Source organism: Haemophilus influenzae, assembly GCF_900475755.1.
GTDB classification, from domain to species: Bacteria; Pseudomonadota; Gammaproteobacteria; order Enterobacterales; family Pasteurellaceae; genus Haemophilus; species Haemophilus influenzae_D.
Genome location: NZ_LS483411.1, coordinates 637473 through 649747 on the forward strand (window position 1 = coordinate 637473; position 12275 = coordinate 649747).

General features: G+C 38.8%; 10 protein-coding genes. 2 read left to right on the plus strand and 8 right to left on the minus strand.

From position 1 onward, the window contains the following. Window positions 1–39: 39 nt before the first annotated feature. From menH to DQN24_RS03225, 3 genes are all read right to left on the minus strand, one after another. A complete protein-coding gene (gene menH / locus DQN24_RS03215) occupies window positions 40–783 on the minus strand; it encodes a 2-succinyl-6-hydroxy-2,4-cyclohexadiene-1-carboxylate synthase (protein ID WP_111695738.1) in 744 nt (247 codons plus the stop codon). A gap of 61 nt (window positions 784–844) precedes the next feature. After that, on the minus strand, window positions 845–2551 hold the full coding sequence (menD, locus tag DQN24_RS03220; RefSeq protein WP_111695391.1) for a 2-succinyl-5-enolpyruvyl-6-hydroxy-3-cyclohexene-1-carboxylic-acid synthase: 1707 nt from the start codon (window positions 2549–2551) through the stop codon (window positions 845–847). 14 nt (window positions 2552–2565) lie between these two features. Further along, entirely contained in the window at window positions 2566–3837 is a 1272-nt protein-coding gene (locus DQN24_RS03225) for an isochorismate synthase (protein WP_172453971.1), read from the minus strand. Window positions 3838–3993: 156 nt separating this feature from the next. Here DQN24_RS03225 and DQN24_RS03235 point away from each other — a divergent pair, with 156 nt between their 5' ends. Together DQN24_RS03235 and mtr are read left to right on the plus strand one after the other, a co-directional pair. Then, window positions 3994–5208 (plus strand): pyridoxal phosphate-dependent aminotransferase, encoded by a 1215-nt coding sequence (locus DQN24_RS03235; protein ID WP_021035713.1) that lies wholly within the window; start codon window positions 3994–3996, stop codon window positions 5206–5208. Window positions 5209–5324: 116 nt separating this feature from the next. Further along, window positions 5325–6581 carry a tryptophan permease gene (mtr, locus tag DQN24_RS03240; protein WP_021035712.1) on the plus strand — a complete coding sequence of 419 codons (1257 nt, stop codon included), beginning with the start codon at window positions 5325–5327 and terminating at the stop codon, window positions 6579–6581. A gap of 125 nt (window positions 6582–6706) precedes the next feature. Here mtr and DQN24_RS03245 read toward each other — a convergent pair whose 3' ends face one another. The 5 genes from DQN24_RS03245 to DQN24_RS03265 all read right to left on the minus strand — a co-directional run bounded on the left by DQN24_RS03245 (window position 6707) and on the right by DQN24_RS03265 (window position 12199). Then, window positions 6707–8074 (minus strand): L-serine ammonia-lyase, encoded by a 1368-nt coding sequence (locus DQN24_RS03245; RefSeq protein WP_021035711.1) that lies wholly within the window; start codon window positions 8072–8074, stop codon window positions 6707–6709. A gap of 34 nt (window positions 8075–8108) precedes the next feature. Next, window positions 8109–9347, minus strand: coding sequence for an HAAAP family serine/threonine permease (locus tag DQN24_RS03250; protein ID WP_005660694.1), 1239 nt, complete (start codon window positions 9345–9347; stop codon window positions 8109–8111). Window positions 9348–9569: 222 nt separating this feature from the next. After that, window positions 9570–11738, minus strand: coding sequence for a heavy metal translocating P-type ATPase (locus tag DQN24_RS03255; RefSeq protein WP_041175384.1), 2169 nt, complete (start codon window positions 11736–11738; stop codon window positions 9570–9572). Continuing rightward, window positions 11713–11919, minus strand: coding sequence for a heavy-metal-associated domain-containing protein (locus DQN24_RS03260; RefSeq protein ID WP_005666693.1), 207 nt, complete (start codon window positions 11917–11919; stop codon window positions 11713–11715). The genes DQN24_RS03255 and DQN24_RS03260 overlap by 26 nt, the downstream gene beginning before the upstream one ends. A 73-nt stretch (window positions 11920–11992) precedes the next feature. Then, complete coding sequence (locus tag DQN24_RS03265) at window positions 11993–12199, minus strand: heavy-metal-associated domain-containing protein (protein WP_005666693.1); 207 nt, start codon at window positions 12197–12199, stop codon at window positions 11993–11995. Window positions 12200–12275 lie beyond the last annotated feature (76 nt).

A 12275-nucleotide genomic window follows, 5' to 3' on the forward strand; every position in this document is an offset into this window, starting at 1 on the left:
TTTATTATAAAAAGAAATGGATAAATCCTAGCATTTTAACTAAGGTCTAGCAATTTTTAATATGCAATTTTCTATTTTTTTAGAGAAATATTTTGAATTTTCTAAATGTGAGTTATGCCCAGTACAGGGAATTGTCACTAAATTAATTTGATTTTCTTTCGCAATAGTTTGAAATTTATGATCTCGTTCGCCACAAAAATAAAAAAATGGCAAAGAACTTAACCGCACTTTTTCACTAAAATCAGGTTGCTTGGATAGACTTGTCGCCAACAACATTTTGCCAATATTTTCCCCACAATTTGATTTTCGTTTTTCAACCAACTGTAATCTTTCTTCTGCAGTCAAATAGGAAAACACAGGTTGTTGATACCAATCATTTAACACATTTTCTGGCGATTCTTGTACAAAACGTTGCGACCAAGCAAAATCTTGCTGGAAACGAGCCTGTTTTTCTTCGTCGGTTTTTAAACCTAGATTCGCCCCTTCTAAAATAACGCCTTGCAAATTAGATCGTTCCACCTGAGCTTGCATCGCATAATACAAAGCGATCCGTCCACCTAGAGAATACCCAACAAGAAAATAGGGTTCATTTTTTACCGCACTTTTAATTTGCTGAGATAAATACTCCGCCGTTTCTTCAAAATTTGTAACTTCAACGCCTTTGGCTTGTCCATGAAAAGGCAAATCTAGCGGAATACAATTAAAGTGCGGTAAATTTTTAATGACTTTTTGCCAGTCGTTTTTTGTACCAAGAAGTCCGTGAAGAAAAATGATGTTTATCATTGGAGGGATTATTGATAGAAATAATAAAATATGGCGGGACCAAAGCCCGCCTACAGAATACTTAAGCACCAATCACGGCGTGACTAATTTGCTCGATTAAGCGTTTATACAAACTACTACCATCACTCGGATTGGTTTTAATTTCAATTAACGTTGCCTTGCGACGACTATAAGCCTGTTTAACAACGGAATTAAGATCTGCCCAAGTATAAGGATGAGCGTATTTGAGATCGAACATTGTCGCGATTTGAGAAAAATCGCCATTATGCGGTAATCGATAGAACTGATCTTTGACTTGTTCATCCACAGGTAACATATCAAAAATCGCGCCACCATTATTATTGATCACAAAGATTACTGTTGGTTGCGTAACGTTTTTGAATAATGCGAAAGAATTTAGATCATATAAAGTGGACGTATCGCCAATCACCGCAACAACAGGTTTATTTGAACCTATACCAATTCCAGCTGCCGTAGCCAACAAACCATCAATTCCACTCGCGCCACGATTGGTATAAACAGGATAACTTTCTGGTAATTGCGTTAGCGCATCAACCAGACGAACAAGTAAACTATTACCTAAAAATAAAACACCGTTATAAGGTAAAAGTGTTGGTAAACGTAATGCGAACGAGGCTTCCGTTAAATTTCCGCCTACTTGCTGTTCAATAAAGGTCGCACAGAACTTAGATAAAGCTAATGGCTCAAGCAACCAAGGCTTTTGGCGTAAAGGAGGATGCGCACGCAACCAATGATGTGCTTTAGCATTAAATCTTGTCAGCGAATGATGATAAGGATCTAATGCCTTACCGCTTTGTTCAACCAACCAAAATTCCCCTTTAAACGCCTGTAAGAATTGATTAATGCGTTTACTAATAAAGCGTGCGCCAAATTGAATCACAATATCAGCTTGCAGAAGTTTTTCACGAACAGTTTGGCTTGCCAGCCAAATATCTTCATAAGGCGTCGTTGGAACAACACCAGATTGAATATCCGTCAGTAACACCCAGCCCATAGCACTTGCCCAAGAGTTAATGCCCATCGCTTGTTCTGCAGGTAATTGACCAACCACAACAACACCACGTTTGGTACGCCAATGATCCCAGTTTTCATGCATTAATACTTCGTTCTGTTGAGCTTCCACATTCATCCAAGGCTTAGTTTGAATTAACCAGCGTTGTAATGGCTGCAGCCAACTATGGGAATCTACAGCCTCATCAGTTGCATCATAAAGTGGCTCGGCAAATGGCACATTAATATGAACAACGCCACCTTGTTGTTTTTGTTGGAAGGCAGCCTGTTCAAGTAGAGAAATTAACCACTGCGCAGAATAATCAGCTTTCGGTTTAGGTAAATTAACATTTGCAACCGGATACTGACCAAACATATTTTGTTGCAAAATAGCCTGATTTGCACCGCACTCCCAAAGCTCTGGTGGACGATCAGCAGTTAAAACAAATAAATTCACACCCGTTTGGCGAGCTTCAATAATGGCAGGATAAAGATTTGCTGTTGCAGTACCTGATGTAACAATAATTGCGACAGGGGATTGAGTTGCCTTAGCAATACCCAAAGCAAAAAAACCTAAACCACGTTCATCAAAATGCGTATGACAAGTGACTGAACCCGCATTTTGCAAACGTACAGCTTCAAGAGTTAAAGGTGTCGAACGCGAACCTGGCGCGATACAAACGTGAGAAACGCCTTGACGCACCAAGGTTTCTAAAATCACTTTCGACCAACAACGATTAAACACGCTTACCGACATTTTTTTCTCCGTTATCATTTTTCTTCTGCAAACAAGGAAATCAACCCTGCTGCTTTACGTTCAATTTCTTTCCACTCTTCCAATGGCTGCGAGCCTGCCACAATGCCTGCGCCAGCAAATACACGAATACGATGAGCTTCAATAAAGGCAGAACGAATCGCCACACAAAACTCGGAACCAACATAGCTCATCACACCCAATGTTCCCGCATACCAGCCTCGATCAAAGGTTTCAATTTCTGACAAAATCATTTTGGCTTGTTGCTGTGGCAAACCAGATACTGCAGCTGTAGGATGAATCGCTTTTAATATATTTACATCCGCATAATGTGCGGTCAAATTTGCACGAATTTTACGAATCAAATGTTGTACTTTACGTAACGGCTTCAATTCAACATTGCTTACATCAAAACTTTCTACTTGCTGACGTAAATTCTGCGAAATATCTTCTACGACCAACCAATTTTCTTTTAAATTTTTCTCGTCATTTAACAACCAATTGGCTTGAGATTGCGTTTCTTCCTCACTTTCAGAAACCGATGCTGTCCCCGCCAAAGCTTCAGTTAGCAACAAGTTATACTCACGAGCAAATAGGCGTTCTGGCGTAGAACCAACAAAAACCGAATAAGGATTTTCAGCCCACAAAAAATGATAACAACCTTGATTTTGTTTTTCGCTTTCAGCTAAAAAATCGTACGCATTAATCGCTTGCTTTAAATGAAAAGTGGTTTCATTGGCTAATACAATTTTTGTCAGTTCCCCACTTTTAATTTCTACCAAAGCCTGATTTACCCAATCGCACCAAGTTCTTTCGTTAGCTCGAAGCTCTGTATGCAAAGGAATTTGTTTTGGCAAAGCAGAAAGTGCGGTGATATTTTCAAAAGTTTTTAGGTGGGCTAAAGTATCATTCGCACTTTGCTCATCTTTCACAAAAAATGATACCAATGCACCTTTCTCATCCTGTTCAACAAGAATTTTTGGCAATACAAATTGTGCGATACCTTGAAATTGCAAACCACCTACCAGTGGGAAACCACTTTCTTCAATAAACTCTTGCACTAAATTTAATTGTGAAAATGACTGCACTTCGCCAAGCGCAGCCAATGCTTTTTCTTCATCACGAAAATGTAAATAAAATTGTGGATACGCAGATTGACTTTTCAGCCAAGCCAATAAATCGACCTTGTCCAGTTTCACCTGAAAACGGACAAGTTCATTCGTTGATTGCTGTAAATATGCGTGAATTTTCGATTTTAACTCGCCTATTGCCTGCGCTAAATAACTCATTAGATTTTGTTTTAAATACACAAAAAATTAGCCGTATTCTACCGCAGATTGTTAATGACAAAAAATTTTTTTACAAAATCTTTTCAATATTGAAAATTCAGCGTAAATTAACCGCACTTTTCTCGAAAAATTTATTAGAAACAAAAGGATTTCACTATGCGATTATTCCCAAAATCCGACAAATTAGAACACGTATGTTATGACATTCGTGGGCCAGTGCATAAAGAAGCACTACGCTTAGAAGAAGAAGGCAATAAAATTTTAAAACTTAATATCGGCAACCCCGCCCCTTTCGGCTTTGAAGCACCCGATGAAATTTTAGTAGACGTGCTACGTAATTTGCCATCGGCTCAAGGCTACTGCGATTCAAAAGGTTTATATTCTGCTCGTAAAGCCATTGTTCAATATTATCAATCAAAAGGTATTCACGGTGCGACCGTCAATGATGTGTATATTGGTAACGGCGTATCTGAGCTTATCACAATGGCAATGCAAGCATTACTTAATGATGGCGATGAAGTGCTTGTGCCGATGCCTGATTATCCGCTTTGGACTGCAGCGGTAACCCTTTCTGGCGGTAAAGCTGTTCATTATCTTTGTGATGAAGAAGCAAATTGGTTCCCAGCTATTGATGATATTAAAGCGAAAGTGAATGCTAAAACTAAAGCCATTGTTATCATCAATCCAAACAATCCAACTGGCGCAGTGTATAGCAAAGAATTATTACAAGAAATTGTGGAAATCGCGCGCCAAAATAATTTGATTATCTTCGCAGACGAAATCTATGACAAAATTTTATACGATGGCGCAATACATCATCACATTGCCGCACTTGCCCCTGATTTATTAACCGTTACGCTGAATGGGTTATCAAAAGCTTATCGAGTTGCAGGCTTCCGCCAAGGTTGGATGATTTTAAACGGCCCAAAACATAATGCGAAGGGTTATATTGAAGGCTTGGATATGCTGGCATCAATGCGCTTATGTGCTAACGTACCAATGCAACATGCAATTCAAACCGCACTTGGTGGCTATCAAAGTATTAATGAATTTATTTTACCGGGCGGCCGATTACTTGAGCAACGAAACAAAGCCTATGATCTTATTACTCAAATACCCGGCATTACTTGCGTAAAACCAATGGGGGCGATGTATATGTTCCCGAAAATTGATGTGAAAAAATTCAATATTCACAGTGATGAAAAAATGGTGCTTGATTTACTCCGCAAAGAAAAAGTGTTACTTGTGCACGGTAAAGGATTTAATTGGCATTCGCCAGATCACTTCCGTGTTGTTACTCTTCCTTATGTAAATCAACTTGAGGAAGCCATTACAAAATTAGCAAGATTTTTGTCTGATTACCGTCAATAATGAATGCTTTGACAACATTACAAAGGGGACTGAATGTCCCCTTTTTATCGATATAAATATATTGCACTTTCCTTTTGCACTACTATAATAGTGCAAATTTATTTTAGAGGCATTTTATGACACAACAAAGATCCCCTTCTCTCTTAGGCGGTGCGATGATCATCGCTGGTACAGCTATTGGTGCAGGCATGCTGGCTAACCCAACTTCAACGGCTGGTGTATGGTTTATTGGTTCGATTCTCGCTTTAATTTATACTTGGTTTTGTATGACGACATCAGGATTAATGATCCTAGAAGCTAATCTGCATTATCCAACAGGTTCAAGTTTTGACACCATCGTTAAAGATTTATTAGGAAAAAGTTGGAATATTACCAACGGCCTTTCTGTTGCTTTCGTCTTATATGTTTTGACTTATGCCTACATAACCTCAGGCGGAGGCATTACACAAAATCTGCTAAACCAGGCATTCAGTTCTGCTGAAAGTACGGTGGATATTGGAAGAACTTCAGGATCTTTAATTTTCTGCCTTATCCTTGCAGCCTTCGTGTGGCTTTCAACCAAAGCGGTGGACCGTTTCACAACTGTGTTAATTGTCGGGATGGTGGTCGCTTTTTTCCTTTCTACCATTGGTTTATTAAGCTCTGTAAAAACAGAAGTTTTATTCAATACAGTCTCTCAAAGCGAACAAACATATTTACCTTATTTATTGACCGCACTTCCAGTTTGTCTCGTGTCCTTTGGTTTCCACGGGAATGTTCCAAGTCTCGTCAAATATTACGATCGTGATGGTCGTCGTGTGATGAAATCGATCTTTATTGGTACGGGCTTAGCATTAGTGATTTACATCTTATGGCAGCTTGCTGTGCAAGGTAATTTACCACGCACTGAATTTGCCCCAGTCATTGAAAAAGGCGGCGATGTTTCTGCATTATTAGAGGCTTTACATAAATATATTGAAGTAGAATACCTTGCCGTCGTATTAAATTTCTTTGCTTATATGGCAATTTCTACGTCATTCTTAGGTGTAACTTTAGGCTTATTTGACTATATCGCCGATCTGTTTAAATTTGACGATAGCTTATTAGGCAGAACAAAAACAACACTTGTTACTTTTTTACCGCCATTATTGCTAAGCCTGCAATTTCCTTATGGATTTGTGATTGCCATTGGTTACGCTGGATTGGCGGCAACAATTTGGGCTGCAATTGTCCCCGCACTTCTTGCCAAAGCAAGTCGCCAAAAATTCCCAAATGCGACTTATAAAGTGTACGGAGGAAGTTTTATGATTGGGTTTATAATGTTATTTGGCATATTAAATATTGTGGCGCAAATTGGGGCAAACTTAGGTTGGTTTGCAAGTTTTACTGGGTAAGTTTTAAAGAATGGATTTAAATTTTCAAGATATTTAAATGATTAAATAGTGATCTGCACCTTATAGGTGGGTTATGTAGTCCAACTAATTCATGCAGATCAGCCCCTTAATTATTTTACTTTTTATTAGTTACAAACAATCTTCACTGCCAGTCCGCCTTGCGATGTTTCGCGATACTTAGCGTTCATATCTTTGCCTGTTTCGTACATTGTTTCAATCACTTTATCCAAGCTTACTCTTGGATTAGTGGTACGGCGTAAAGCCATACGTGATGCATTGATTGCTTTAACTGAAGCAATCGCATTGCGTTCGATGCAAGGTACTTGAACTTGACCGCCGACAGGGTCGCAAGTTAATCCTAAATTATGCTCCATTGCAATTTCAGCTGCGATGCACACTTGTAGTGGATTGCCACCCAGAATTTCAGCAAGTCCTGCAGCCGCCATTGAACAAGCTACACCGACTTCACCTTGACAACCCACTTCTGCGCCAGAAATCGAAGCGTTCATTTTATAAAGTGAACCAATCATACCTGCTGCTAATAAATAGCGTTCAATGATTTCAGGTGTTAATGGCGAGATAAATTTTTCGTAGTAAGCTAATACTGCTGGAATAATCCCACACGCACCGTTAGTTGGAGCTGTGACTACACGTCCACCCGCTGCATTTTCTTCATTGACAGCAAGCGCAAACATATTGACCCAGTCGATCACACGCATTGGATCGTTAGATAAATTCGTATTAGCTTGCAACATACGATAAAGTGAAGCCGCACGACGTGGTACTTTTAATGGGCCGGGTAAAATACCCTCTGTGTGAATGCCGTGTTCAATACAAGCCTGCATCGTTTTCCAAACATTCTCTAGATGAGCACTGACAGCCTCTTTGCCATTCAATGCGATTTCATTTTCCAACATCACAGTGGAAAGCATTAAACCGTTATCACTGCAATGTTTCAAAATATCTTCGGCATTTTTGTAAGGATAAGGCACTTGGACTGTGGTTTTTTCTTCTTTGCCAAAATGGGCTTCATCGACAATAAAACCACCACCAATCGAATAATAGGTTTGGCGATAAAGTTCTGTGCGATTTTCATCAAGAGCGGTAATTGTCATGCCATTTTCGTGCAATTTTAAAAAAGTGCGGTGGAAAATGAGATTATTTTCAAAATCAAATTTTACCGTTTTTTGATCAATATTAATGGGTAAAAGCGCAGTTTGTTTCACTTTCTCGATGAAACCTGAAATCATATCGATGTCCACATTATGTGGTAAATAACCCGCTAATCCCATAATGATGGCGATATCTGTACTGTGACCTCTCCCTGTCATCGAAAGAGAACCATACACATCCACATGAATTTCAGCTGTTTGTTCAAACTGATTTCGTTTAATTAAGTCGTCTATAAATTGTTTACCCGCTTTCATCGGACCGACCGTGTGGGAACTGGATGGCCCAATTCCCACTTTAAACATATCAAATACGCTAATCATAAATTTCTCAAAATTCGTTAAAAATTAAAAGCGATTATAATAATCCATAAACAACTGCAGAAATAGCAATTAGTCCCATAATTGTTACAAATACATTACTGAAATGTCCGCTGTAGCGTTTCATTGCTGGGATTTTGCGAATCGCATACATTGGCATAATGAATAAAATCATCGCAATGATTGGGCCGCCAAGAGATTCAATTAAGCCTAAGATACTTGGATTAATAATCGCAACGCCCCATAAGGTTAATAAGAAGAAAAGTGCGGTCGCATAATTGAGTTTTTTACGATTTACAGATTCGCCTTTCATTTTCAAATATAAGCCTTCTAATCCTTCACGTGCCCCCATATAGTGACCGAAGAATGAACTTGTAATTGCTAAGAATGCAACAAGCGGGCCAAAATAAGAGATATATGGATTATCAAATTTATTTGCTAAGAAAGACAAGATACTAATATTCTGTTCTTTTGCTGCCACTAATTCTTCAGGTGTTAGTGTTAATACACAGCTAAATACGAAGAACATTACGAAGAATAATAAAATCGTTGAAGCGCCTTTTTCTGTATGGCTGATATGGCGTTCTGCGCCCTCAAACGTTTTGTATTCACGGAATTGTGAGCAAGTGAACGATGAAGTCGCTGGCGAATGGTTAAATGAAAATACTAATACGGGAATGGTTAGCCATAAAGTGGTTAAGAAACCACCTGCTGTTGGAAATTCATATAATACGGCACTATTCCATTCAGGAATTAAGTAAATAGAAAGAACAAATAAAATTAAGACTAACGGGTAAACAAGCCATTCTGTGATTTTTAACATCACTTTTTCATTAAATAACATCACGGAAATCAATACCGCAATTAATACAAAAGAGAGAATAACTCGATTTGGTGATGCCATACCAAGTTGATTTACAATGAAAGAATCTACGGTGTTCGTGATACCGTTACCGTAAATTAACAGAATAGGGAAAATTGCGAAAAAATAAAGTAAGGTAATAAGTTTACCAGCGGTTTTACCAAAGTGTTCTTCCACTACTTCAGTAATATCGCTGCCAGGCTTTTTAGATGAAAGCACAAAATAAGCTAAGCCACGATGAGCAAAATAAGTCATGGGCCCGACGATAATTGCCATTAAAACTAACGGCCAAAATCCACCCATCCCTGCGTTAATCGGCAAGAACAATACGCCCGCGCCAACCGCCGTACCGAAAAGGTTTAACATCCACGTTGCATCAAATTTGTTCCATTTGAGTTTTTCTGTTGATTTCATAGTTTGCTCCAAAGCATAAATTACTTAAATTTGTCAATTTGTAGAGCAAAATCCGCTCCAACTAAATTTGAGTATTATGTTATGCCGATAAATAGAGAATCTCAAAGAGAAAATTCTAAAATTGTGATCAAGTTAAAATTTTTTTATAAAAAGTGCGGTAATTTTCAGCGACAAAAAAATCGGTGCGATGACGACACCGATTGCGTATAAAAATAAATGAAATTAGAACCGCACTTTTTTCAATCTTAAGGCGTTCATCAATACGGAAATTGAGCTCAACGCCATAGCAGCACCAGCGATTATAGGGCTAAGAAAACCGAAAGCGGCAAGGGGTATGCCGAGAATATTGTAAATCAAAGCAAAAAATAGATTTTGTTTGATATTTTTCAAGGTTGCTCTTGCAATAAAAAGCGCATCCACAAGTTGATTCACCGAATGTTGCATAAGCGTTGCAGAGGCTGTTTGTTCTGCAATATCTGAACCTGATTTCATCGCAAAACTGACGTTTGCAGAAGCTAAAGCAGGCGCATCATTTATTCCATCGCCTACCATTGCGACAATATGACCTAGATCTTTCAGCTTTTGGATTTGTTCCGCCTTATCTCTAGGACTGAGTCCACCAAAGGCTTTCTTAATGCCGAGCTGTTTTGCTATGTAATCAACGACAGATTGTTGATCACCACTCATAATTACGACATCAATATTTTGCTGTTGTAAGCGTTGAATGGCGTGCAAGCTATCGTTTTTTAAAGTATCCGTCAGTGCAAATGCACCGATGGGTTCATCATTTATGGATACTGCGACAATGCTCGCAATTTGCCAAATATCCTCTAAATTTTTAGGCAAGATTAAACCGCAATAATCAGGTTTACCGACTTTTATTGTTCCCACTTGTTCTAATTCGGCTTGAATGCCTTGACCCACTTCCATCTTTGAAAAAAGTGCGGTGGGAATTTCTAACATTTTTTGTTCTGCTGCTTGCACAATAGCTTTTGCAATTGGGTGGTTAGCTTGTCGTTCAACTGCTGCTGCAAAACGATACAAATCGTCTTCAGAATACACCGCACTTTGTGGCTGCCATAAAGCAGAGATTTCAAGCTCTCCTTTTGTTAATGTGCCAGTTTTATCAAGTACAACGGTATCCACGTGGGCGGTTTCCTCCATTGCAGCCGCATCTTTAAACCATACGCCAGCATTGACTGCTTTACCTAAACCAACCATTATGGCTGCTGGTGTGGCTAATCCCAAGGCACAAGGGCAAGCAATCACAAGCACGGATACCGCGTGAATTAGTGAAGACACACTATCATTCGTCAGAATATAAGTGAGTGCGAAAGTAACAAGTGAAATCACTAAAACGACAGGCACAAACACGGAAGCAACTTTGTCAGCAAATCGTGCGATTGGCGCTTTTGATCCTTGTGCATCTGATAATGCATTCATCATATCGCCAAGTAAGGTTTGGCTACCAAGCTGATTTGCTCGATAGATAATAGAACCTTCTGTTACCATCGCCCCCGCTAATACTTTTCCACCTTTCTGTTTTTCTTCTGGACGAGATTCGCCCGTTAAATGGCTTTCATCACACCATCCATTTCCACTTTCAATTATGCCGTCTGCCGCAATACGTTCGCCTTGATTCGCACGAATGATTTCGCCGATATTGACTTGGTCAAGAGCAATTTCACTCCATTTTTCATTACGTAAAACAGTGACTTTTTTCGGTGTCAGTTGCAAGAGCATACTCAAGCTATTTAAGCTATGCTTTTTAGTGCGATCTTCAAGAAATTTTCCAAGACTGACAAAACCAATTACCATTACAGAAGCTTCAAAATACACATGCCCCATTGCATGATCGGCGTGGTAAAACAACATGAAAGCAGAATAAAGATAAATAGTGAGCGTTCCTGTGCTGACCAGTACATCCATATTGGCAAGTCCACCACGAATACTACCGATTGCTCCGCGATAAAATGGAATGGCTAACCAAAGTTGCACAATGCTTGCTAATGCAAATTGCCAAATCGGCGGTAACATCAAGTGATGTGAGCCACTCATCATGCCAAGCATACCAATCAGAAATGGAATATTGATTATCCAAAGTATGATTAATCGCCAAGGGATTGATGTATTTTCTTCTATTGGTAATTCATTGGCTTGTTTGATATGAGCAGAAAAACCTGTTTTATGGATAATCTCGATAATTTGAGTTTCGCTTGCTTGCGTAGCGTCAAATACAACTTGTGCTTCTTCGACGGCAAAATTCACTCCCGCTTGTTGCACAAATGGTTTTTTATTTAAAACTTTTTCAATGCGATTGGCACAAGATTGGCAGGTCATCCCACCAATCTGAATTGAAATTTTTTTACTCTGTGGCGTCAAATCCAGCATCTTCAATGACCTCAATCAGCTGTGCAACATTGACTCGATTTTCATCAAAAGTAATATTTACTTTACCCTCTAATTGCACATCAGCAGATTGTACACCATCTAATTCAGTTAAAACTTGAGTAAGACTTTTTACGCAACAGCCGCAATGTATGCCTTTTATGTTTAATGTGATAGTTTTCATTTTTACTCCTTGTTAGTTGTTTTATTGATGAATGCGATTGGCAGGCCATCCCACCAATCTGAATTGAAATTTTTTACTCTGTGGCGTCAAATCCAGCATCTTCAATGACCTCAATCAGCTGTGCAACATTGACTCGATTTTCATCAAAAGTAATATTTACTTTACCCTCTAATTGCACATCAGCAGATTGTACACCATCTAATTCAGTTAAAACTTGAGTAAGACTTTTTACGCAACAGCCGCAATGTATGCCTTTTATGTTTAATGTGATAGTTTTCATTTTTACTCCTTGTTAGTTGTTTTATTGATGGTTAAACTATAAACCTTTACATAAGGTTAAGGTCAAGAAGTTTTTT

Excerpts from the sequence above, each read along its gene's own strand:
- menH (WP_111695738.1), bottom strand. The coding sequence starts at position 783 with ATGATAAACATCATTTTTCTTCACGGACTTCTTGGTACAAAAAACGAC.
- menD (WP_111695391.1), bottom strand. The coding sequence starts at position 2,551 with ATGTCGGTAAGCGTGTTTAATCGTTGTTGGTCGAAAGTGATTTTAGAA.
- DQN24_RS03225 (WP_172453971.1), bottom strand. The coding sequence starts at position 3,837 with ATGAGTTATTTAGCGCAGGCAATAGGCGAGTTAAAATCGAAAATTCAC.
- DQN24_RS03235 (WP_021035713.1), top strand. The coding sequence starts at position 3,994 with ATGCGATTATTCCCAAAATCCGACAAATTAGAACACGTATGTTATGAC.
- mtr (WP_021035712.1), top strand. The coding sequence starts at position 5,325 with ATGACACAACAAAGATCCCCTTCTCTCTTAGGCGGTGCGATGATCATC.
- DQN24_RS03245 (WP_021035711.1), bottom strand. The coding sequence starts at position 8,074 with ATGATTAGCGTATTTGATATGTTTAAAGTGGGAATTGGGCCATCCAGT.
- DQN24_RS03250 (WP_005660694.1), bottom strand. The coding sequence starts at position 9,347 with ATGAAATCAACAGAAAAACTCAAATGGAACAAATTTGATGCAACGTGG.
- DQN24_RS03255 (WP_041175384.1), bottom strand. The coding sequence starts at position 11,738 with ATGCTGGATTTGACGCCACAGAGTAAAAAAATTTCAATTCAGATTGGT.
- DQN24_RS03260 (WP_005666693.1), bottom strand. The coding sequence starts at position 11,919 with ATGAAAACTATCACATTAAACATAAAAGGCATACATTGCGGCTGTTGC.
- DQN24_RS03265 (WP_005666693.1), bottom strand. The coding sequence starts at position 12,199 with ATGAAAACTATCACATTAAACATAAAAGGCATACATTGCGGCTGTTGC.